This is a genomic window from Burkholderia sp. BE12 (assembly GCF_002959955.1).
Classification (GTDB): Bacteria; Pseudomonadota; Gammaproteobacteria; order Burkholderiales; family Burkholderiaceae; genus Burkholderia.
The window spans coordinates 14,145-37,311 of the sequence record NZ_PREY01000035.1 but is presented as its reverse complement, the minus strand read 5'-3'; the positions used below and the strand labels follow the sequence as shown (position 1 = coordinate 37,311).

The 23,167-nt window shown below is 67.6% G+C and carries 20 protein-coding genes; 17 read left to right on the top strand and 3 right to left on the bottom strand.

The genetic code is table 11. The features are described 5' to 3' along the window. The first annotated feature begins 115 nt into the window (after nt 1-115). From C4B30_RS29300 to C4B30_RS29285, 4 genes are all read left to right on the top strand, one after another. Nucleotides 116-2,416, top strand: coding sequence for an NADP-dependent malic enzyme (locus C4B30_RS29300; protein WP_105133319.1), 2,301 nt, complete (start codon nt 116-118; stop codon nt 2,414-2,416). A 223-nt stretch (nt 2,417-2,639) separates the two neighbouring features. Further along, a complete protein-coding gene (locus C4B30_RS29295) occupies nt 2,640-3,839 on the top strand; it encodes an aminotransferase-like domain-containing protein (protein WP_105133318.1) in 1,200 nt (399 codons plus the stop codon). 12 nt (nt 3,840-3,851) lie between these two features. Then, nucleotides 3,852-4,046, top strand: a complete 195-nt coding sequence (locus tag C4B30_RS29290; RefSeq protein WP_105133317.1) for a hypothetical protein — start codon at nt 3,852-3,854, stop codon at nt 4,044-4,046. A 94-nt stretch (nt 4,047-4,140) separates the two neighbouring features. Further along, the gene (locus C4B30_RS29285; protein WP_105133342.1) at nt 4,141-4,728 is read left to right on the top strand and encodes a pyridoxamine 5'-phosphate oxidase family protein; all 588 of its coding nucleotides are present in this window, start codon (nt 4,141-4,143) and stop codon (nt 4,726-4,728) included. A gap of 25 nt (nt 4,729-4,753) precedes the next feature. Here the strand turns inward: C4B30_RS29285 and gcvA are convergent, their stop codons facing one another. Further along, nucleotides 4,754-5,644 carry a transcriptional regulator GcvA gene (gene gcvA, locus C4B30_RS29280; protein WP_105133316.1) on the bottom strand — a complete coding sequence of 297 codons (891 nt, stop codon included), beginning with the start codon at nt 5,642-5,644 and terminating at the stop codon, nt 4,754-4,756. A gap of 134 nt (nt 5,645-5,778) precedes the next feature. On the opposite strand from gcvA, the gene C4B30_RS29275 reads away from it, so the two are divergent. The 7 genes from C4B30_RS29275 (at nt 5,779) to C4B30_RS29235 (ending at nt 12,888) form a co-directional block, all read left to right on the top strand. After that, nucleotides 5,779-6,483 (top strand): SDR family oxidoreductase, encoded by a 705-nt coding sequence (locus C4B30_RS29275; protein ID WP_105133341.1) that lies wholly within the window; start codon nt 5,779-5,781, stop codon nt 6,481-6,483. A gap of 203 nt (nt 6,484-6,686) precedes the next feature. Next, entirely contained in the window at nt 6,687-7,964 is a 1,278-nt protein-coding gene (locus tag C4B30_RS29265; protein WP_027782259.1) for an epoxide hydrolase family protein, read from the top strand. Between the two features lie 364 nt (nt 7,965-8,328). Beyond that, on the top strand, nt 8,329-9,372 hold the full coding sequence (locus C4B30_RS29255; protein WP_105133314.1) for an alpha/beta fold hydrolase: 1,044 nt from the start codon (nt 8,329-8,331) through the stop codon (nt 9,370-9,372). Then, nucleotides 9,372-9,914 carry a cytochrome P460 family protein gene (locus C4B30_RS29250; protein WP_027782261.1) on the top strand — a complete coding sequence of 181 codons (543 nt, stop codon included), beginning with the start codon at nt 9,372-9,374 and terminating at the stop codon, nt 9,912-9,914. The genes C4B30_RS29255 and C4B30_RS29250 overlap by 1 nt, the downstream gene beginning before the upstream one ends. A 273-nt stretch (nt 9,915-10,187) precedes the next feature. Then, nucleotides 10,188-10,535 (top strand): DUF4148 domain-containing protein, encoded by a 348-nt coding sequence (locus C4B30_RS29245; protein ID WP_105133313.1) that lies wholly within the window; start codon nt 10,188-10,190, stop codon nt 10,533-10,535. An 84-nt stretch (nt 10,536-10,619) separates the two neighbouring features. Further along, complete coding sequence (locus C4B30_RS29240) at nt 10,620-11,411, top strand: alpha/beta fold hydrolase (protein WP_105133340.1); 792 nt, start codon at nt 10,620-10,622, stop codon at nt 11,409-11,411. Nucleotides 11,412-11,487: 76 nt separating this feature from the next. Further along, complete coding sequence (locus C4B30_RS29235) at nt 11,488-12,888, top strand: amidase family protein (RefSeq protein WP_105133312.1); 1,401 nt, start codon at nt 11,488-11,490, stop codon at nt 12,886-12,888. Between the two features lie 458 nt (nt 12,889-13,346). Here C4B30_RS29235 and C4B30_RS29230 read toward each other — a convergent pair whose 3' ends face one another. Next, entirely contained in the window at nt 13,347-14,297 is a 951-nt protein-coding gene (locus tag C4B30_RS29230; protein ID WP_027782265.1) for a LysR substrate-binding domain-containing protein, read from the bottom strand. A gap of 184 nt (nt 14,298-14,481) precedes the next feature. Here C4B30_RS29230 and C4B30_RS29225 point away from each other — a divergent pair, with 184 nt between their 5' ends. The 3 genes from C4B30_RS29225 (at nt 14,482) to C4B30_RS29215 (ending at nt 17,807) form a co-directional block, all read left to right on the top strand. Then, entirely contained in the window at nt 14,482-15,615 is a 1,134-nt protein-coding gene (locus tag C4B30_RS29225) for a M20 aminoacylase family protein (protein ID WP_373558209.1), read from the top strand. 73 nt (nt 15,616-15,688) lie between these two features. Beyond that, nucleotides 15,689-16,471 carry an ABC transporter substrate-binding protein gene (locus tag C4B30_RS29220; protein WP_105133311.1) on the top strand — a complete coding sequence of 261 codons (783 nt, stop codon included), beginning with the start codon at nt 15,689-15,691 and terminating at the stop codon, nt 16,469-16,471. A 151-nt stretch (nt 16,472-16,622) separates the two neighbouring features. Next, entirely contained in the window at nt 16,623-17,807 is a 1,185-nt protein-coding gene (locus tag C4B30_RS29215; RefSeq protein WP_089501231.1) for a porin, read from the top strand. Between the two features lie 111 nt (nt 17,808-17,918). Here C4B30_RS29215 and C4B30_RS29210 read toward each other — a convergent pair whose 3' ends face one another. Then, nucleotides 17,919-18,938 carry a zinc-dependent alcohol dehydrogenase family protein gene (locus tag C4B30_RS29210; RefSeq protein ID WP_105133310.1) on the bottom strand — a complete coding sequence of 340 codons (1,020 nt, stop codon included), beginning with the start codon at nt 18,936-18,938 and terminating at the stop codon, nt 17,919-17,921. 128 nt (nt 18,939-19,066) lie between these two features. Here C4B30_RS29210 and C4B30_RS29205 point away from each other — a divergent pair, with 128 nt between their 5' ends. From C4B30_RS29205 to C4B30_RS29195, 3 genes are all read left to right on the top strand, one after another. Next, nucleotides 19,067-20,041 (top strand): LysR family transcriptional regulator, encoded by a 975-nt coding sequence (locus tag C4B30_RS29205; RefSeq protein WP_089501233.1) that lies wholly within the window; start codon nt 19,067-19,069, stop codon nt 20,039-20,041. A 305-nt stretch (nt 20,042-20,346) separates the two neighbouring features. Then, on the top strand, nt 20,347-21,066 hold the full coding sequence (locus C4B30_RS29200) for an SDR family oxidoreductase (protein WP_027782270.1): 720 nt from the start codon (nt 20,347-20,349) through the stop codon (nt 21,064-21,066). 148 nt (nt 21,067-21,214) lie between these two features. Further along, nucleotides 21,215-23,164, top strand: coding sequence for an arylsulfatase (locus tag C4B30_RS29195; RefSeq protein ID WP_089501234.1), 1,950 nt, complete (start codon nt 21,215-21,217; stop codon nt 23,162-23,164). Nucleotides 23,165-23,167: the final 3 nt, after the last annotated feature.

The window sequence follows — 23,167 nt, the reverse complement described above, 5'->3', positions numbered from 1 at the left end:
TAAGAAAAAAGTGATGGACCGATATTAAAACAGAATCATCACGTTATGGCGGATCCCTAGAATCCCTTCATGGATCGCGCCGGGACTGGCCTGGCGCCCACGCCGGGACCACAACATGAAACAGACAGAGACACAGCAGCAGGCCGCGTTCGACTATCACGAGTTTCCGACCCCCGGGAAAATCTCGGTGGTAGCGAGCAAGCCGCTGGTGACCCAGCGCGATCTGGCGCTGGCCTATACGCCCGGCGTGGCGAGCGTGTGCGAGTCGATCGCCGCCGATCCGCTGCAGGCGCACCGCTTCACGAGCCGCGGCAACCTCGTCGGCGTGATCACGAACGGCACCGCCGTGCTTGGCCTCGGCAACATCGGCCCGCTCGCGTCGAAGCCGGTGATGGAGGGCAAGGCCGTCCTGTTCAAGAAGTTCGCCGGGATCGACGTGTTCGACATCGAGATCAACGAGACCGATCCGGACAAGCTGGTCGACATCATTGCCGGCCTCGAACCCACGTTCGGCGGCATCAACCTCGAGGACATCAAGGCACCGGAATGCTTCACCGTCGAGCAGAAGCTGCGCGAACGCATGAAGATTCCCGTCTTCCACGACGATCAGCACGGCACGGCCATTACCGTTTCCGCCGCGTTCATCAACGGGCTGAAGGTCGTCGGGAAGTCCATCAAGGAAGTGAAGGTCGTGACGTCGGGCGCCGGTGCCGCCGCGCTGGCGTGCCTGGATCTGCTGGTCGACCTCGGGCTGCCGGTGGAAAACGTCTGGGTGACCGACATCGAAGGCGTCGTCTATCGCGGCCGTACCACGTTGATGGATCCGGCCAAGTCGCGCTTCGCGCAGGAAACCGATGCGCGCAAGCTCGCCGAAGTGATCGGCGGCGCGGATGTGTTCCTGGGGCTGTCGGTGGGCGGCATTCTCACGGCGGAGATGCTGAAGGAAATGGCGGCGCGCCCGCTGATTCTCGCGCTGGCCAACCCGACGCCGGAAATCTTCCCGGAACTGGCGCATGAGACGCGCGACGACGTCGTCATCGCGACGGGCCGCTCGGACTACCCGAACCAGGTCAACAACGTCCTGTGTTTCCCGTACATTTTCCGCGGGGCGCTGGACGTGGGTGCGAAGACGATCACGCGCGAGATGGAGATCGCCGCGGTGCACGCGATCGCGGGGCTGGCCGAGGAAGAGCAGAACGAAGTCGTCGCGGCGGCCTACGGGGCATACGGCGTGTCGTTCGGCGCGCAATACCTGATTCCGAAGCCGTTCGACCCGCGCCTGATCGTGCGGATCGCGCCGGCGGTGGCGAAGGCGGCGATGGAAGGCGGCGTGGCGACGCGTCCGCTCGCGAATCTCGATGCGTACGTCGAGCAGTTGCAGCAATTCGTCTATCACTCGGGCGCGTTCATGAAGCCGCTGTTCGCGACCGCGCGTCAGCTCGTGCGCGACGGCGGCAAGGCGCGGATCGTGTTCACCGAAGGCGAGGACGAGCGGGTGCTGCGTGCGGTGCAGGTGATCGTCGACGAGAAGCTTGCGCGGCCGATTCTGGTCGGGCGTCCGGAGGTGCTGCTCGCGCGCATCGAGCGATTTGGCCTGCGCTTGCGTCTCGGTCAGGACGTCGAAGTGACCAATCCGGAATACGACGAGCGCTTCCCGCAGTACTGGACGAAGTACTGGGAACTGCGGTGCCGCGACGGTATTTCGAAGGAAATGGCGCGCGTGGAAATGCGCCGCCGCCTGACGCTGATCGGCGCGATGATGGTGCAGCTCGGCGATGCGGACGGGATGATCTGCGGGACGGTGGGCGAGTATCACAATCACCTGCGGTTCGTGGACGAAGTGATCGGCAAGAAGCCGGGGGCGTCGACCTACGCGGCGATGAACATCCTGTTGCTCGATCAGCGGACGGTCGCGCTGGTGGATACGCACGTGAACGACAACCCCGATGCGGAGCAGATCGCTGAATTCACGATCGCGGCGGCGCGGCAGATGGAATGGCTGAATCTGACGCCGAAGGTTGCGCTGCTGTCGCGGTCGAATTTCGGGTCGGGGAGTGCGGCTTCGGGCGTGAAGATGCGCCGGGCGCTGGAGATCGTGCGGGAACGGGCGCCGGATATCGAGGCGGATGGCGAGATGCATGGCGACTGTGCGCTCGATGAAGGGCTGCGGGCGAAGCTGCTGCCGATGTCGCCGTTGAAAGGGGCGGCGAATCTGTTGGTTTGTCCGAACGTGGATGCCGGCAACATCGCATACAACCTGCTCAAGACCGAGGCGGGGAGCAATGTGGCGGTGGGGCCGTTCCTGTTGGGCGTGAACGCGCCCGTGAACATCCTGACGTCCAGCGCAACCGTGCGGCGGATCGTGAATATGGCTGCTTTGACGGTGATCGAGGCTAATCGGGGTGTGGGTGGGTGATTGATCGGCGGGTTGGGCAGCGTCCGAACCCCGCATCGAACCGCGTCCCGCTTCCCCCATTTGATGACCAAACCGCAAGACCTAGTGCATAGATATCGTTTGCCGAGCCCTTAATGACTATCGACAATCGTGGCTCGAATTCACCGCCGCGGCGCCAGAAGCGCCGCGGTGGCCGGCACGCGACGGCTATCCCGGCCGTCCGCGCCCACCCGCTCACGACGACATGTACGCGTTCACGCCCTCATTCCAAAATCCCGCCGGCTCGCCGATCCGCGAGTTGTTCAAGTACCTGTCCGAACCGGGCATGATTTCCTTCGCGGGCGGTTACCCGGCCAGCGACCTGTTCGACATCGACGGCCTGAATGCGGCCGCCGAACGCGCGTACGCGCAGCCCGTCCGCTGCCTGCAATACGGCCCGACCGACGGCCTTGCCGAACTGAAGCAGCAACTGATCGCGCTGATGGCGCGTCGCGGCGTCGCCTGCACGTCGGCCGAACTGCTCGTCACGACCGGCTCGCAGCAAGGCCTCGACCTGCTGCTGCGCGTGATGGTGTCGCCCAGCGACGTCGTGCTGACCGAACAACCGGCATACCCGGCCACGCTGCAGGCGATGCGTTTGCAACAGGCGCGCATCGTGACGATCCCCGTCGACGGCGAAGGGCTCGACGTCGATCGTCTCGGCGAACAGCTCGCGTCCGGCGCGATCGCGCAGCCGAAGCTGCTCTACACGGTCCCGACCTTCGCGAACCCGACGGGTGCGACGCTCACACGCGAACGCCGGCTGAAGCTGCTGCGTCTCGCGGTGCAATACCGTTTCCTGATCGTCGAGGACGATCCATACGGCGACCTGCGTTTCGCGGGCGAAGCCGTGCCGTCGATGCTCGCGCTGGCCGGCGAAGTGGACGGCGCGCGCGACTGGCTCGTGCATTTCGCGAGCCTGTCGAAGATCGTCGCGCCGGGATTGCGCGTGGGCTGGACGATCGCGCCGGCCGAAATCGCGCGGCGCTGCGTGATCGCGAAGCAGACGGTCGATCTGTGCAGCGCGCCGTGGACGCAGGCCGCCGCCGCCGAATACCTGGCCGACGGCGCGCTCGAACGCCATCTGCCGCGCATCACGGCCGCGTACCGGCGCAAATGCGACGCGATGTGCGACGCGCTGCGCGACGGTTTCGGCGATGCGATCGAATTCCATCGTCCCGAAGGCGGGATGTTCGTGTGGGCGCGGCTCGGCGCGGTGCCGTCGGACGTGCTCCTGCAACAGGCGATCGCCAACAAGATCGTGTTCGTGCCCGGCAAGGCGTTCTTCGCGGACAACGTCGACGCAGCGTCGCTGCGCCTGTCGTTCGCCGCGCCGGACGTCGATGCGATCCGGGAAGGCGTCGCGCGCCTCGTGCGCGCGTATGGTGCGGCGCTCGCCGCGTAAGGAGACATCGACATGACGGTCACCATCGACGAAACGGTATCGACGGGCGCAGCAGCATCGGGCGCCGGCGACAAGCGGCCGGCGAAGCACCGCTCGTCGCAGATCAGCGCGGGGCCGCAATATGTGGCCGACGTGCTCGGCCGCTTCGGCGCGGAGCCTGCGAGCGATGCCGGCGATGCGGCGCAGGTCGTGCTCGGCTACAACTGAGCGCCGCACGGGCGGCGGCGCATCGCATGCGAGCCGTCGCCGAAACAAACGGTTAAGCTTGCGCGATCGAAACACCGACGATCGCCGCCGCCTCATGTCCGACTCGACCTCCGAATCGCTCGCGCAAACCTACGACCGCCTGTGGTCCTGCCTCGAATCCGGCGTGCGCGTGCAGCGCTCGCCGTTCACGATGTTGCAGGCGGCGACGCTCGGCCTCGATGGCGCGCCGAAGGTCCGGACGATCGTATTGCGTCAGGTGAATCGCACCGAGCGCGTGCTGTCGTTTCATACCGATGCGCGTTCGGCGAAGGTCGCGGAGTTGCGTCGCGATCCGTGTATCTCGATCGTCGCCAACGATCTCGACGCACTCGTGCAGATTCGCGCGGAAGGCGTTGCGTCGATCTGCGAAGACGAAGCGCAACGGCGTGCGATCTGGGAAGCGAGCCGCCCGCATACGTTGCTGCTGTATCGCGCTCCGTTGCCGCCCGGTACGCCGGTCGCGTCGCCCGAAGTCGCGCATGTCGGCGGCGCCGCACCCACCGGCGACGGCTACGAAAACTTCTGCCTGATCCACATGACGGTCACGCGCATCGACTGGCTCGAACTCGCGCGCGCGGGCCATCGTCGAGCGGTATTCGACCTGAACGAAAGCGGCTACGACGCCCGCTGGATCGCGCCCTGACGCGAACCCGGCGCGCTCGAGCCGTTCAAGTCCGCCCGTCCGACGCGGCCCGGACCATCCATTCGCGCATCACCGCGATCGCGTCGTCGTCGCGGCGTTCGGCCGGATACACGAGATAGAACCCCACCGACAGCGGAAACGCGAAGTCGAACGGCTTGCACAGCCGTCCGGCGGCGATGTCGCGCTCGACGAGCGGCTCGGTCGCGAGCGCGATGCCCTGGCCGGCGACGGCCGCATCGATCGCGAGCGACGTCTGGTTGAAGCGCAGCCCCTTGTGCGGATCGACGTCGACCGGTTCGGGCATCGCCGCGAGGAACTCGGGCCACAGGTCGTGCGCGTCGTGCAGCAGTACCTGGCCGGCGAGCGCACGCGGCGAAGCCGGCGCGCTCAGCACCGAAGGGCTGCATACCGCATGCACGTCGAGCGGGAACAGCGCATGGGTGGCGAGATGCTTGCCGAACGGCGGCTTGCCGTAGCGGATGGCGAGATCGACGCCGTCGTGGCGAAACGTCGCGATCTGCGGGTCGGCGATCACGCGCACGTCGTAGTCGGGATGCGCGTCGGTGAACAGCGCGAGCCGCGGGATCAGCCACTTCGACGCGAACGACGGCGTCGTGCTGATCGTCAGCGCGGCGCGCCGTTTCACGAGCTTGTCGGTCGCGTCGGCGATCGCGTGCAACGCGCGCTGCACGTCGGAGAAATACGCGGCGCCGTCGTGCGTGAGCGCGAGGCCGCGCGGCAGGCGCTCGAACAGCTTCAGGCCGAGCACGTCCTCGAGGTGGCGCACCTGCTGCGCGACGGCGCCCTGCGTGACGCCGATCTCATCGGCGGCGGCGCGGAAATTGAGGTGCCGCGCCGACACTTCGAACGCACGAAGCGCATTCAGCGGGGGCAGGCGGGAAGGGCGTGGCGGCATTGTCAGGCTGTAGAAAAACTATCGGCTGTCGGCAGAAATACTGGTTCGACAGTCGGAATCGATGCGCCTACATTACCACCATGGCGCGCCGAATGGCGGCTGCGCGGCGGCAGCATCGGAACGAGGAGCGGATCGTGACTGTAGAAAAAATAGCGTTGATCACGGCGGCGGGCAAGGGCATGGGCGCGGCGATCGCGCGGGAACTGGCGGCGACCGGCTACCGCGTCGCGCTGATGTCGCCGTCGGGCAGCGCGGTGGCGCTCGGCGAGGAACTGGGCGGCTTCGGCATCAAGGGCTCGGTGACGGAAGAAGCCGATATCGACCGGCTCGTGCAAGAAACGGTCGCGCGTTACGGGCGGATCGACGCGGTCGTGAACAACACCGGCCATCCGCCGAAGGGCGAGCTGCTGGCGATCACCGACGACAACTGGCACGCGGGGCTCGACCTGATCCTGCTGAACGTGGTGCGCGTGATGCGCCGCGTGACGCCGATCTTCCAGAAGCAGGGCGGCGGCGCGGTGGTCAACATCTCGAGCTTCGCGGCGGACGCGCCCGAGCAGCCGATGCCCGTGTCGTCGGCGCTGCGTGCGGCGCTGAGCGCCTGGACGCGCCTGTACGCGGAACGCTATGCGGCCGAGAACATCCGGATGAACGCGGTGCTGCCGGGCTTCATCGACAGCTGGCCGGAAACGCCGGAGATCGTCGCGCGCATTCCGGCCGGCCGCTTCGGCAAGACCGGCGAGATCGCGAAAACGGTCGCGTTCCTGCTGTCGGACGGCGCGGGCTACGTCACCGGGCAGAACATTCGCGTCGACGGCGCGATCGTCAAGGCGCTCTGAGCGTCACACGGGCGAGCGGCGGCGAAAGCGTGTTGGCTCGCCGCGCAACGGCTACAAACGCGTACAAATCAGACAAATCCGGGATACATCGAACCTTTCAAATTGGCGACGCCGCGTGGCCGGGGCGCGCCGGATTGAAAGCCAAGGCGCGATCCCGCGCGCGGCATGTTCACTTTCCACTTCACGAAAGGAGATGCCGAACGATGTCTTCCACACCGTTTTCCCCGATGCGTCGCCACCTGCTGGCCACTTCCGTGGCCGCCGGGGTCTCGGCGATGCTGCCCACCGCGCTGCATGCGGCCACCGGCGCGAGCGGCATACGCCCGTTCACCGCGCACATTCCCGATGAAGCCGTGGCCGACCTGCGCCGTCGGATCGCCGCGACCCGCTGGCCGGGCCGCGAGACCGTCGCGGACGAATCGCAGGGCGTGCGGCTCGCGCGCATGCAGGCGCTGCTGCGCTACTGGGGCACCGACTACGACTGGCGCAAGGGCGAGGCGCGCCTGAACGGTTTCCCGATGTTCATCACGGAAATCGACGGGCTCGACATTCATTTCATTCACGTGCGGTCGCGGCACGAGAACGCGATGCCGATGATCATGACGCACGGCTGGCCCGGGTCGATCTTCGAGCTGGTGAAGGCGATCGGCCCGCTGACCGACCCGACCGCGCACGGCGCGAGCGCGGACGATGCGTTCCACGTCGTCGTGCCGTCGCTGCCGGGTTTCGGTTTTTCGGGGCAGCCGACGAAGACCGGCTGGGGTTCCGACCACATCGCGCGAGCGTGGGGCGAATTGATGGCGCGGCTCGGCTATACGCGCTTCGTGTCGCAGGGCGGCGACTGCGGCTCGGTGATTTCGCACCGGATGGCGATGCAGCGCGTGCAGGGGCTGGCCGGGATTCACGTCAACATGCCGGCGACGGTGCCGCCGGACATCGCGACGCTGCTCGCGACCGATGCGCCCGCGCCGGCTTCGCTGTCGCCGAAGGAGAAGGCCGCGTACGAGAAGCTCGCGACGTTCTATCGCGACAACTGCGGCTACTCGGCGATGATGGTCACGCGTCCGCAGACGGTCGGCTATGCGCTTGCGGATTCGCCGTCCGGGCAGGCTGCGTGGATGTACGACAAGATCTCGCAGTGGACGTACAGCGGCGGCGTGCCCGAGCGCTCGATTCCGCGCGACGAGATTCTCGACGACATCTCGCTGTACTGGCTGACGAACACCGCGACGTCGGCCGCGCAGATCTACTGGGAGGATCACTCGAACAACTTCAACGCGGTGGACATCTCGCTGCCGGCGGCGATCACGGTGTTTCCGGGCGAGATCTACCAGGCGCCGCGCAGTTGGGCCGAGCGCAGTTATCACAACCTGATCTACTTCAACGAAGTCGACAAGGGCGGGCACTTCGCCGCGTGGGAGGAGCCGGAATTGTTCGCGCGTGAAGTGCGTGCCGGGTTCCGGCCGTTGCGGCGCGTGTAAGCGGGTTGCACGACGAATGCGGGGGGCCTGTCGCGCGGCTCGTGTTCGTTTTCAGGCAAGGGCTGCAACGCCTGCGCAAACCGCTTGTCCGCCAGATACGCTGTTCTGACGCAGCATCGCACCGGGCCGCGTGTGCCGCGCGGCCGTGCCGAAGCGTCGTTTCCTCGCGTTTTTTGAATCGCCGTGTGTCGTGTTCGCACACGGATACGTTGAGATACAAAGCCTCCCGATGGTTCGGATATAAAACCGGTGAAGCGATTCACACGGCGGCGCGGTGCCATGCGCTGCCGCTGCGAACGGCGACATCCGATTGCCCGCACGTGCCGCGGGCCTTTCCTTACCGATCGACAATGGAGAACGAGTCATGCCTGATACCGTGAACACCCGCCGCCGCCTGATCCTGGGCACGACGCTGGCGAGCCTGAGCCTGGCCGACCTCGGCTTCGGCGCGCTGGCGCATGCGCAGTCGGCGGCCGATGCCTCGACGGCGAAGCGCGCGGCCGGCGCCGCGTCGCTCGGCACGATCCACCAGATCGACGCGGGCGTGCTCAACGTCGGTTATGCGGATCTCGGGCCGAAGCAAGGCCCGGTCGTGTTCCTGCTGCACGGCTGGCCGTACGACATCTACAGCTACGCGGAAGTCGCGCCGCTGCTCGTCGCGGCCGGCTATCGCGTGATCGTGCCGTACCTGCGCGGCTACGGCTCGACGACGTTCCGCTCGGCCGACACCGTGCGTAACGGCCAGCAGGCGGTGACGGCCGTCGACATCATTGCGCTGATGGATGCGCTGAAGATCGACCGCGCGGTGTTCGGCGGCTACGACTGGGGCGCGCGCACGGCCGACATCGTCGCGGCGCTGTGGCCGCAACGCGTGAAGGCGCTGGTGTCGGTGAGCGGTTACCTGATCGGCAGCCAGGCGGCGAACGCCAAGCCGTTGCCGCCGCAGGCCGAACTCCAGTGGTGGTATCAGTTCTACTTCACGACCGAGCGCGGCGAGCTCGGCTACGCGCAGAATCGCGATGCGTTCAACAAGCTGATCTGGCAACTTGCGTCGCCGAAGTGGCAGTTCTCCGACGAGACTTATGCGCGCTCGGCCGCATCGTTCCGGAATCCCGATCACGTGGCTGTCGTGATCCACAACTATCGCTGGCGGCTCGGGCTCGCGAAGGGCGAAGCGCAATACGACGACATCGAGCGGCGTCTCGCGGCCGGGCCCGCGATCACCGTGCCGACGATCACGATGGAAGGCGATGCGAACGGCGCGCCGCATCCTGATCCGGCCGCGTACGCGAAGAAGTTCACCGGCAAGTACCAGCACCGGACCATCACCGGTGGCATCGGCCACAACCTGCCGCAGGAAGCGCCGCAGGCATTCGCCGATGCGATCCTGCAAGTGGAGCATCTGTGATGCGGGCCCGCGCGGGAGTGAGGCGGCGCGGTGCGCGCCATGTGCTCGTCGCAGGCGTGCTGCTGGCCGGTGCGTGGTCGGCCAGCGGCCCGGCCGCGTTCGCGGAGCAGCCGAAACCGGCCGCGGCCGCGTCGCCGATCTACGGCGTGACGATTCCGCCCGGCTACCGGAAGTGGGAAATGGTCGCGCCGGCCGAAGAGGCCGCACCGCTCGACGAGCTGCGCGTGGTGCTCGGCAACCCGGTCGCGATCCGCGCGCTCGAACAGGCGACGCTGCCGTTCCCGGACGGCACGATCCTCGTGAAGCTCGCGTACAAGCGCAAGCAGTCCGACGAGTTCCCGCCCGCGACGGTGCCCGGGCAGGCGACGACCGTGCAGGTGATGGTGAAGGACTCGCGCCGCTATGCCTCGACGGGCGGCTGGGGGTTCGGGCGCTTCATCAACGGCGTGCCGGCCGACATCGGCCAGCATCAGACGTGCTTTGCGTGCCATCAGGCGCGGGTGAAGAACCACGACTACGTGTTCACGCGGCTCGCGCCGTGACCTGACACGGCTGTGTGAAGCGAAAAGGCGTGCCCTGCGAGGCACGCCTTTTTCGTGGTGCGGGGGAACGGCGGAGCGCACCGGCAAGCGGGTTTGTATCGCACTGTATCTGCGGCCGTTCCTGAAAAACTGGCATGCAGAAAGCCCCGGTTTCGGAAACATGCCGGATACGTGCGCGGGTTCTACTGTCGACATGCAGAAAACGTTCGGTGCCAGACGTTCGCACCGGATGCCAAGTGATCGACACCTCAACTTCGTTCAAGGAGAACCCTCATGAAAGCCGCTCGAATCCTCGCCGTTGCCGTCCTCGCCGTCGCACCCGCCTTGTCGTTCGCCGATACCGGCCACGGCCTCACGCGTGCCGAAGTGCGCGCGGACCTCATCCGTCTCGAGAAGGCCGGTTACAACCCGGCCGGCAGCGAAGCGCATTACCCGGACGACATCGCCGCCGCACAGAACGCCGTCGCGGCTGCCGAGCAGGTCGCACGTTCGGACCAGAACGGCCCGTCGAAGTCGCAAGACGACAACATGGCCGATGCGTCGACGCCGGCCGCCCATCGCGACGCGGCGCCGTCGCGTGCTGCCCGCAACGCCGCCGACGACCTGTACGCGCATTCGTGATTGCGCGCCGCGCCTGCCCCATGCAGGCGCGCCCTGCGCTGCAGTACTTAATTTCGACAACACGACAAACAAAGGAGCATGACGATGGCCGGTTTGATGAAACGCGTTCTGGTATCCGCCGCGGTAATCGGTGGACTGTTCGGTGCGGTTGCGGCGCAGGCCGCGCCGAAGGAAGACCTGAAGGGCGCCAACGTCGTGCTCGTGCACGGCGCGTTCGCCGACGGGTCGAGCTGGAACCGCGTGATTCCGTTGCTCGAGGCGCGCGGGCTGCACGTGGTGTCGGTGCAGAATCCGCTGAGCTCGCTCGCCGACGACGCGGCCGCGGCGAAGCGCACGATCGACGAACAGAAGGGGCCGGTCGTGCTGGTCGGGCATTCGTGGGCCGGCGTCGTGATCAGCGATGCGGGCAACGACGACAAGGTGAAGTCGCTCGTGTACGTCGCGGCGTTCGCACCCGACAACGGCCAGTCGATCGCCGACGTCACGCAGGGGCTGCCGGCACCGTCATGGGCCGGCGAACTGCGCAAGGACGCGGGCGGTTTCGCACGGCTTTCGGACAAGGCGATCGCGCAGGATTTCGCGCCGGATCTGCCGCCCGCGCAGCAACGCATCGTTGCGGCGACCCAGGGGCCGTGGTATAGCGGGTGCATCTCGGAGAAGGTCACGCAGGCCGCGTGGCATGCGAAGCCGTCGACGTTCGTCGTCGCGACGCAGGACCGGATGATCGATCCGACGCTGCAGGAAGCAATGGCGAAGCGGATCGGCGCGACGGTCACGCGCGTGAACGCCAGCCATGTCGCGATGCTGAGCCAGCCGAAGGCCGTGGCCGACGCGATCATCGCCGCCGCCGAGCGTGCGAAGCACGACACGCAGTGAGCGAATGCGGCGCCGCGCTTTCGTGAGAAGGTGCGGCGCGTGAGTGATGGTGATGTCTTTCCACCCAGGAGAAGTCATGACGCAACTCTGGCAGCTGTCGGCAACCGAACTCGCGAAACGCGTGCGGCAGCGCGACGTATCCGCGCGCGAAGTGGCGGACGCCGTGCTCGATCGTCTCGACGCAGTGAATCCCGCGATCAACGCGGTGGTCGAACACCGCCCCGACGACGTGCGGCGGCAGGCCGACGAAGTCGATCGCGCAATCGCGCGCGGCGACGATCCGGGGCCGCTCGCGGGCGTACCCGTCACCGTGAAGATCAACGTCGATCAGGCCGGCTTCGCGACGACCAACGGCACGCGCCTGCAGGAAAACCTGATCGCGCCCGCCGACAGCCCGGTGGTCGCCAACATTCGGAAGGCCGGCGGGGTGTTGCTCGGCCGCACCAATTCGCCGACGTTCGCATTGCGCTGGTTCACGTCGAATCTCGTGCATGGCCATACGCGCAATCCGCGCAATCCGTCACTGACGCCGGGCGGATCGAGCGGCGGCGCGGCGGCGGCCGTGGCCGCCGGGATCGGCCCGCTCGCGGTCGGCACCGACATCGGCGGCTCGGTGCGCTACCCGGCCTATGCGTGCGGCGTACACGGGATCCGGCCATCGCTCGGCCGCGTGCCGGCGTTCAATGCGTCGTCGCCGGAGCGTGCGATCGGCGCGCAACTGATGTCGACGGCCGGGCCGATCGCGCGCACGATCGACGATCTCTCGCTCGCGCTGCGTGCCTTCTCCGCGCCGGACCCACGCGATCCGTGGCACGTCGCGGTGCCGTTCGACGGGCGTGAGGTGCCGAAGCGCGCAGCGCTGTGCGTGCGTCCGCGCGGCCTGGAGGTCGCGCCCGAAGTCGAGGGCGCGTTGCGCGATGCCGCGCGCCGGCTGGTCGATGCGGGCTGGGCCGTCGACGAGATCGACGATACGCCGCCGATGCGCGAGGCGGCGCTGTTGCAGGAACAGCTGTGGCTCGGCGACGGGTTCGGCGCGCTGGCGAACGCGGTCGAGCAAGATGGCGATCCGGGCGCGGCCGCGGTGATCGCCGCCGTGCGCGGCAAGGTGCGCGATCTGCCGGCCGACGTGATTAGCCGCGCGCTGGTCCGGCGCACGACGCTGACGCGGGCGTGGCGGCTGTTTCTCGACGAATATGCGGTGCTGCTGCTGCCTGTTTCGTCGGAACTGCCGTTCCCCGACGATCTCGACCTGCACGGGCCGGACGGCTTCGACCGCGTGTGGGAAGCGCAGCTCACGTTGCGCGCGCTGCCCGCGATGGGGCTGCCGGGGCTGGCCGTCACGACGTCGCTCGCGAACGGCGTGCCGGTGGGCGTGCAGGTGGTGGCCACGCATCATCGCGAGGATCTGTGTCTGCTCGCGGGGCGCGATATCGAGGCGCGTGGGGAGCCGATTGCGGTGGTCGATCCGGTGGTGTGATGGATTGAAGAACGCGTGCATCGGCGTGCCGGTCGGCATGACGCCGATGCATCGTCACCTTTCCAATTTCGCGCGACGGCGCGACGTCGGTCGTTAACAGCTCAACTGAACCGTGGCGACCGTCGGGATATTGGTATTCCCGTTCGAAATACTCGGCATGGCGGAAATATGGCCCCGGGTGAAAGTTGGTGACGCACGAGAAGCTGACGCTCGTGTTGTCGAGAATCGTCATCGAGACATCGGCTGCTTGCCAATGGAGCGACGTGTTCGTCCACGGCGCCCCCGACCGACGCCGTGCACGTCCCGTTCCCCGTGGTCGACGTGCATGAAATGCTCAGGCGCGTCTGCGCATGCGCCGGCGAGGTGGCCAGCAGCAGCGGAATCGACAGAAGCATGGGCAAGTAAATCTTTCGTGAATGTTTGGTCCGCCGCCGGACGCCACGCGCGACGTGGGCGCGTCAGATCAGCAGCGACACCGTCCTGAACAACGCGAGATCCTCTTTGCGCGCGGAGCGCGCGTGGCGGCGGATGACCTGCAGCAGGCAGTCGATGAAGCAGCGCGCGGCATCGCTCAGCGTGCTGCTGCGGCGCGTGACGATGCCGAGCTCGCGCGGCTCGAAGGTCTCCTTCAGCGACAGCGCGCGCATCCGCTCGCCGAACGGCGGCACGGCGGCGAGAATCGTCGGGCACCACGTGCACATGTCGGCCTGCTCTAGCATCGTCTGCAGCATCGCGACCGACTGCGCGCGCACGATGCGCCGCTCGTCGATCTGTGCGCCGTGGCGCGCGAACAGATAGTCGACGAGCGCCGCCTGGCCGTCCGCCGCGTAATTCAGCACCCAGTCGGTGTCGAGCAGATCGTGGATCGACCGCGCGCGTTCGAGCGGATGGCCGGCGCGCACCATCACCGAGGTCTCGTAACGCAGCATCGGCTCGAACGCGAATTCCTGCGCGCTGCCCGGCTGCACGTGCCCGAGCGCGAAATCCATGCTGCCGTCGCGCAGCAGCGGCTGCGCGACGGCGATCAGCGCCTCGTAGAGTTCGAGACGCACGTCGGGCATCCGCTCTCGAAAACGCAGCACCGTTTCCGCGAGGAACGTCATGGTGAGCCATGGCGTGACGCCGACGCTCAGCCGCCCCTCGACGCGCCCGCGCATCCGTTCGAGATCGCTCTGCGCGTGCTCCAGTTGCTTCAGCACGAGCTTCGCATGCGTGAGCAGCGTTTTCCCGTATTCGGTAAAACCGATACCCTCCGGCGCACGCACGAGCAGCGGCAGGCGCTCGCTTGCCTCCAGCTCGCGCAACGCGCGCGTGACGGCCGCCTGCGACAGCCCGAGCGTGCGCGCTGCGCCCCGGATGCTGCCGGCCTCCGCGCTCGCGACGAGCGCCTGCAACTGATGCAGCTTCATGGTGCGATACCCGACAACGAAAGGTTGTCATCATAACGAAACCGCGGCTGTTCGCCGGGATTTTCGCTGCATACGATCCCGTCACGATCCGCCACCCGGCGATCGGCAACCGGAACGCAGCGAAGGAGTAGCGGGGTTGGATCAAACACGGATTTTTCCTGAAATAGCCGCCATCGAGGCCGAGATGATCGCGCTGCGCCGCCGGCTGCACGCGCATCCCGAACTCGGCTTCGAGGAGCGCGCGACCGGCGATCTCGTCGCCGAGTGCCTGACAACATGGGGTTATCGGGTGGAGCGCGGCCTCGGCGGCACCGGCGTGGTCGGCACGCTGGCGCGCGGCGCCGGCAAGCGGCTCGGGCTGCGCGCGGACATGGACGCATTGCCGATCCGCGAGACGACCGGGCTGCCGCATGCGAGCCGGCACGACGGCGTGATGCACGCGTGCGGCCACGACGGCCACACGGCGATGCTGCTCGCCGCCGCGCGCTGCATCGCGGAGCGCGCGAATTTCACCGGCACGCTGAACCTGATTTTCCAGCCGGCGGAGGAAGGGCTCGGCGGCGCGAAGCGCATGCTCGACGACGGGCTGTTCACGCGGTTCCCGTGCGACGCGGTGTTCGCGATGCACAACGTGCCGGGGCTGCCGGCCGGCGTGCTCGGCTTCTGCGACGGCCCGGCGATGGCGTCGGCCGACGAGGTGCGCGTGCGGGTGGCCGGCCGCGGCGGGCATGGCGCCGCGCCGCACACGACGGTCGATCCGGTGGTGGTTTGCGCATCGATCGTGATGGCGCTGCAGACGATCGTGTCGCGCAACGTGAATCCGCAGGAGCTGGCGATCGTCACGGCGGGCGCGATCCATGCGGGCACCGCGTCGAACGTGATTCCGCCGCACGCGGAACTCGAACTGAGCGTGCGCGCGCTGTCGCCGGACGTGCGCGCGCTGCTCGAGCGGCGCATCCGCGAGATCGTGCACGGGCAGGCCGCGAGTTATGGCGCGACGGCCGAGATCGACTACCGGCACAACTATCCGGTGCTCGTCAATCACGCGGCGGAAACGGCGTTCGCACGCGACGTCGCGCGCGAATGGGGTGGCGACGGCGCGCTGATTCCGCACCTGCGGCCGATCGCGGCGAGCGAGGATTTCGCGTTCATGCTGAACGCGTGCCCGGGCAGCTACCTGTCGATCGGCAACGGGGACGGCAATGGCGACGGCGCGACCGGATGCGGGCTGCACCACCCCGGCTACGACTTCAACGACGCATGCCTCGCGACGGGCGCGAGCTACTGGGTCGCGCTGGCAGAGCGATATCTGGCGTGACGCGGCGCACGCGGCGCGCCGGTGCCCGATGCGCCGGACGAATTCGATTCATGATTTACACAAGGAGACGGCAATGAAGCAGTGGATGGTGGCGCTCACGATAGCGCTGGCGGCAGGGGCGGCACATGCAGGCGACTGGGCGGGCAAGGAGATCCGGCTCGCGGTCGATCCGACCTACCCGCCGCTCGAGTACAAGCTGCCGGACGGCACGCTGACGGGGTTCGGGATCGACATCACGAATGCGCTGTGCGAGGAACTGAAGGCGCGCTGCGTGTGGGTCGAGTCGAGTTTCGACGGGATGATCCCGGGGCTGCTCGCACGCAAGTTCGACGTGATCGCGTCATCGATGACGATCACGCCGAAGCGGATGCAGCAGATCGCGTTCACGAACCGGATCTCGAACGCGCCAGCGCGGCTGATCGCGCGCAAGGGTTCGCCGCTGCTGCCGACGGTCGAATCGCTGAAGGGCAAGCGGGTCGGCGTCGAGCAGGGCTCCGCGCAGGCCGACTATGCGATCGCGAACTGGCAGCGGGCCGGCGTGCAGATCGTGTCTTACCAGAACCAGGACCAGGTCTACGCCGATCTCGTGACGGGGCGGCTCGACGCGGCGTTCCAGGCGTCGATCGCGGCCAGCGACGGTTTCCTGAAGAAGCCGCAGGGCAAGGACTTTGCATTCGCCGGCGGAGCGATCGACGACACGAAGTACTTCGGGCAGGGCGACGGGCTCGGTCTGCGCAAGCAGGACACCGACCTGCGCGACGCGTTCAATCGCGCGCTCGCGACGATTCTCGCGAATGGCACGTATCAGCGAATCAACCGGAAGTATTTCGACTTCGACATCTACGGCGCGAAGTGAGCGGCGCGGTGCGGCACGCTTTCGGGACCCGCCGCACATGAGGAGACGGCGCGCGATCGGTCGCGTCGGATGCAAAGAATAACCGCCTGCACGGCCCGCGAATCGCGCGGGTAATCGCGTGCAGGACAGGAAAAATGAATAAGGATAACGAATGAACTGGAGAACTTTTTTCGTCGCGATTCCGGCGCTGTGCGCAGCGCCCGCGTTCGCGCAGGGCAGCGTCACGCTTTACGGTCTGGTCGACGCGGGCATTGACTATACGAACAACGTCGGCGGCCACAGCGCGTGGCAGATGGCGAGCGGCTTCGCGCAGGGCAGCCGCTGGGGACTGAAAGGCACCGAGGATCTCGGCGGCGGCTACAGCGCGCTGTTCCAGATCGAGAACGGCTTCAACGTGAACAGCGGCACGCTCGCGCAGGGCGGCCGCATGTTCGGGCGGCAGGCTTACGTCGGGCTCGGCAGCACGCGCTACGGCACGCTGACGCTCGGCCGGCAATACGATTCGGTGGTCGACTATCTCGCGCCGACGACCGCGAACGGGAGCTGGGGCGTCTATCCGTTCGCGCACCCGCTCGATAACGACAACACGGGCAACACGTTCCGCGTCAACAACACGGTCAAGTACGCGAGCCCCGATTTCTCGGGCTTCTCGTTCGGCGGCACCTACAGCTTCAGCAACGACACGGGCTTCGCGAACAACCGGGTGTGGAGCGTGGGCGCGCAGTACGAGCACGGCGGGCTGCTGGTCGGTGCTGCGTTCTTGAACGCGAACAACCCGGGCGCGACGTCCGGCGGCGCGGTCGCGGGTTCGGGCTCGGTCGGCGCCGATGCGAATTTTGCGTCGGCGCGGCTGCGAATCTTCGGCGCGGGTATCAACTACACGGCCGGGCCCGCGACGGTCGGCTTCGCGTACACGAACAGCAACGTCACGCGTCCGACCGCGAACGTCGGCTACCTGTTCGGCGACGAGACAATCGCGCCCGTGACGGGGCCGCTCGCCGGCGGCACGGTGACGGCGATCAAGTACCAGAACTTCGAGGTGAACGGCAAATACCAGTTCACGCCCGCGTTCTTCGTCGGCGCGCAGTACGTGTACACGACGGTGCGCTACGACGCGACGACGGGCAGCGCGAAGCCGAAGATCCATTCGATCGGGCTGATGGCCGACTACAACCTGTCGAAGCGGACGGACGTGTACCTGATGGGCGCGTATCAGCGGGTTGCCGGCGACGCGACGGGTTCATCGCTCGATCAGGCGCTCATCCCTGGCGCGGCGGACCTGTCTTCGACGTCGAAGCAACTGATGGTGCATGCGGGGATTCGTCACAAGTTTTAACGGAGGAGTGCGGTAAAGCGGGCGGCGACGGATGGCGGATGCTCGCCGTCCGTCGCCGCCGATGCGCGTGCGTGACCGTGCGTCGCGCCGCTTTCTCCCGCTTTCCCTCCGTCACGCCGCGACGCGAATCACGACCTTGCCGAAATGCTGGCCCGACTGCAGGTACGCATAGGCGTCCGGCACTTCGTCGAAGCCGAACACGCGATCGACGACGGGCCGGATTCGCTTCGCGTCGACGAGACGAACGACGTCGTCGAGCATCGCGCGGCTGCCGACCATGATCCCGTGAAGGCGCCGGATGCCGCCGATCAGCGACAGCAGCCCGAGTTCGGGGCCGCCGAAGCTGCTGAGGCCGCCGATCACCGACACGATGCCGCTCAGCTTCGTCGCGGCGACCGAGCGCGGCAGCGTGTCGCGTCCGCCGACCTCGACGACGAGATCCGCGCCCGCGCCGTCGGTGAGCCGCAGCACTTCATGCTGCCATTCGGGCGTCGCGCGATAGTTGATCGTTGCATCCGCACCGAGTGCACGCGCGCGTTCGAGCTTCGCGTCGCTCGACGACGTGACGATCGTCCGCAGCCCCGCGGCGTGCGCGAGCTGCAGCGCGACGATCGATACGCCGCCGGTGCCGAGCAGCACGACGGTCGAGCCGGGGCCCAGGCCCCCGTCGGCGAACAGCGCATTCCATGCGGTGACGCCCGCGCACGACAGCGTCGCCGCCTCGTCATAGTCGAGATGCGCGGGAATCGCGACCAGCGCGGTTTCGTCGGATACGAAGTGTTCGGCCAGCACGCCGTCGAATTGCGCGCCGGGCGAACCGGAGACTTTCGCCGGCGTGGGCGGCCCGTCGAGCCAGCGCGGGAAATACGTGTTGATGACGCGATCGCCGGGCTTGAAGCGCGTGACGTCGCGGCCGGTTTCGACGACTTCGCCCGCGCCGTCGGCCACGGGAATCAGCGGCGCGTCGCCGATGCCGAGATAATCGCCGCGCGCGAACATCAGGTCGCGATAGTTCAGCCCGGCCGAGTGGATCTTCACGACGACGTCGGTCGGTCCGACCGGCCGGCGGACGGCGTCGATGCGCCGGAGCCCGGCGACGCCGTCGCCCGGTTTCAGTTGCCATGCATGCATGTTCGACTCCTGGTTCGAAGGGGACCGGACTATCATAGTGTTGCGTATCGGGACGCATTGGCGAGAGTTTGGCCACGAACTGTTTCCATACGGGACACAAACTTGCGAACGAACCGGAGCGGAATCACATGGACGAGCGGCTGAGAGGCGTCGCGGAATTCGTCGAGGTCGTGGAGTCGGGCAGCTTCGCGGCGGCGGCGCTGCGGCTCGGCGTCACGCGTTCGGCGGTCGCGAAGGTCGTCGCGCGGCTCGAGCTTCGTCTCGGCGTGCGGCTGCTGCAGCGCACGACCCGCCAGCTCAACCTGACCGACGAAGGGAACATCTACTACGAGCAATGCCGGCGGTTGCTGGCCGACCTCGGCGAAACGGAGGCCGCGCTCGACGCGGGGCGGCGCGAGCCGTCCGGGCGGCTGCGCGTCAGCGTGCCCGTGCTGTTCGGGCGGCAATGCGTGGCGCCGGTCATGCGGCGTCTCGTCGAGCGTCATCCGCGACTCGAAATCGACGTGTCGTTCAGCGATCGCTTGGCCGACCTGATCGACGACGGCGTCGACATCGCGGTGCGCATCGGCGAGCTAGCCGACACGAGCGCGCTCGTCGGCCGGCGGCTGGGCGTGCAGCGCATGGGCATCTGCGCATCGCCCGCGTATCTCGAACGTCATGGCCGGCCGTCGGGGCTCGACGAACTCGCGTCGCACGTCGGCATCGCGTATTCGCGCGGCGGGCAGCCGGTGCCGTGGCGGATCATCGGCGCGGACGGCGAGGTGCACGATCACCGCGTGGCCGGGCGCCTGCGGTTCGACGACCTGCAGGCGATCGCGGAGGCCGCCGCCGCCGGCGCGGGCCTCGCATGGCTGCCGTGCTGGCTGATGGCGCCGTACCTGCGCGACGGCCGGCTCGCGCTCGTGATGGACAGCAACAGCGTATCGGGCGCGGAGGTGTTCGCGGTGCGGCCGAAGTCGCGGCACGTGCCGTCGAAGGTGCGCGTCGTCATCGATGCGCTGGTCGACGAGATTCCGCGGATGCTGGCGTCGGATGACACAGACGGGCGGGGTGCGCCGGATCGCGGCGAGCGCGATCCGCGCCCGTCGCGCAGGGTCGGTTGACGCAGCGTATGTCGCGTGGACGTAGCTGAGCCCGAAGCTCGGCATGTCGCAGCAGCCGATTCTCGTCGGGGCGCTCGCGCCGCTGCTCGTCGCGCTCGCGTGGCTGGCGGGCGAGGTGCTCGCATGGCGGATCGCGTTGCGTCGCGCGCTGCCGATTCTCGTCGGGGCGGCCCGCTCGCGCGCAGCGGATCACGGCGACCGTACGCGTTTTTTCCGCGTGACGCACAATCGTGCGGAACATGCATGCACCGCGCGGCAGCGCACGCATCGCGCCGTCTTCGATTCTTTCGCACGAGGCACGAATCATGTCATCTCGCACCTATCTCGTTACCGGCGCGTCGCGCGGAATCGGCTTCGCGGTCAGCTCGATGCTTGCGCGGCGCGGCCATCGCGTCATCGGCCTCGCGCGGCATGCGCAGGGCGTCGATTTCCCCGGGGAATTGCTCGCATGCGATCTCGCCGATATCGATCAGACGGCCGCGACGCTCGCGCGCATCGGTGCGTCGGCCGATATCGACGGCATCGTGAACAACGCCGGCATCGCGTTGCCGCAGCCGCTCGGGCAGATCGACTTCGGCTCGCTGCAGGCCGTGTTCGATCTGAACGTGCGGGCCGCGATCCAGGTCACGCAGCATTTCGCCGACGCGATGAAGGCGCGCGGTCATGGGCGCATCGTCAACATCTGCAGCCGTGCGATTTTCGGCAGCCTCGATCGCACCGCGTATTCGGCCGCGAAGAGCGCGCTCGTTGGCTGCACGCGCACGTGGGCACTCGAACTGGCCGAACATGGCGTGACCGTCAACGCGGTCGCGCCGGGGCCGATCGAGACGGAACTGTTCCGCCAGACACGGCCCGTCGGCAGCGAAGCCGAGCGCAAGGTGCTCGCGACGATCCCCGCGCGCCGGCTCGGCACGCCTGACGACGTGGCGGCCGCGATCGCGTTTTTCCTGTCCGACGAAGCCGGTTTCGTCACGGGGCAGGTGCTGGCCGTGGACGGCGGCGGCAGCCTCGGCGGGCGCGGCTGACGCATCGCGGCGCGGGGCGCGCGAAATGGCCCGTATTGAGCCTGCATCGCATATTCCCCCACCCCGTTAGCATGTGACGAATCCGACTTTGGGCGCCGCGCGCGCGACGCTAAGATCGCCGATCCCGTAGATCGAGCGTTCCACAACAATGAAAAAGCCCGCGTCGCCGTTGCATGCCTTCCGTTTCCGTGTCGTCTGCGCCGCGATCGCCGGTGCGCTGTCGCTCGCGTCGTGCGGCGGTGTCGACAGCGATCCGCCGCCGCAGGCCAGCGTGGCGCCGCCGGCAAAACGCCCGAACATCCTGTACATCATGGCCGACGATCTCGGCTATTCCGACATCCACGCATTCGGCGGCGAGATCGACACGCCGAACCTCGACGCGCTCGTCGCGTCGGGCCGCATCCTGTCGAACCATCACACGGGCGCCGTCTGCGCGATCACGCGCGCGATGCTGGTGTCCGGCACCGATCACCATCTCGTCGGCGAAGGCACGATGGGCGTGCCGACCGACGAGCGGCGCGGGCTGCCCGGCTACGAGGGCTACCTGAACGACCGCGCGCTGTCGTTCGCGCAACTGCTGAAGGACGCCGGCTATCACACGTACATCGCGGGCAAGTGGCACATCGGCTCGGGGATCGTCGGCAGTGCGACGGGCAGCGGGCAGACCCCCGACCAGTGGGGCTTCGAGCGCAGCTACGTGCTGCTCGGCGGCGCGGCGACGAACCACTTCGCGCACGAGCCGGCCGGCTCGTCGAACTACACGGAAGACGGCCGCTACGTGCAGCCTGGCCAGCCCGGGCAGCCGGGCGGCGCGGGCGGCAGCCCGGCCGTGTTCTATTCGACCGATTTCTATACGCAGAAGCTGATCTCGTACATCGATGCGAACAAGCAGGACGGCAAACCATTCTTCGCGTACGCGGCCTACACGTCGCCGCACTGGCCGCTGCAGGTGCCCGATCCGTGGCTGCACAAGTACGCGGGCGTGTACGACGCCGGCTACGATGCGATCCGCAACGCGCGGATCGCGCGGCAGAAGGCGCTCGGCCTGATTCCCGCCGATTTCAAACCGTTCGACGGGCTGCCGGAGACGACGGCCGCATCGCCCGCGACCGCAAACGACGGCACGGCCGGCGCGAAGTACGTCAACGCAGTGCATTCGGCCGCGGACGGCTACGGCGACTACGGCCCCGGCAAGGTCGACAAGCGGTGGGCGAGCCTGTCGCCGGCCGAGCGCCGGGCACAGGCGCGCTACATGGAAATCTACGCGGGGATGGTCGAGAACCTCGACTACAACATCGGCCTGCTGATCCAGCACCTGAAGGACATCGGCGAATACGACAACACGTTCATCATGTTCCAGTCGGACAACGGCGCGGAAGGCTGGCCGATCGATTCCGGCGCCGACCCGACCGCAACCGATACCGCGAACGCGCAGGAGCCGACCTATTCGGCGCTCGGCACCGACAACGGCAAGCAGAATGCGCAGCGCCTGCAGTACGGGCTGCGTTGGGCCGAAGTGAGCGCGGCGCCGTTCCGGCTCACGAAGGGCTATTCGGGCGAAGGCGGCGTATCGACGCCGACCATCGTGCACCTGCCGGGCCAGTCGCAGCCGTTGCCGACGCTGCGCGCGTTCACGCACGTGACCGACAACACGGCGACGTTCCTTGCGGTCGCGGGCGTCACGCCGCCGTCGCAGCCGGCGCCGCCGCTCGTCAACACGCTGACGGGCGTCGACCAGAACAAGGGCAAGGTCGTCTACAACAACCGCTACGTGTATCCGGTCACGGGCCAGTCGCTGCTGCCGGTGCTCACGGGCTCGGCGACGGGCGAGGTGCACACGACGCCGTTCGGCGACGAAGCGTATGGCCGCGCGTACCTGCGCAGCGCCGACGGCCGCTGGAAGGCGCTGTGGACCGAACCGCCGCTCGGGCCGCTCGACGGGCACTGGCAGCTGTACGACCTCGCGTCGGATCGCGGCGAGACGACCGACGTGTCCGCGCAGAACCCGTCGGTGATCGGCAAGCTCGTCGACCAGTGGAAGGCCTACATGAGCAACGTCGGCGGCGTCGAGCCGCTGCGTCCGCGCGGCTATTACTGAGCG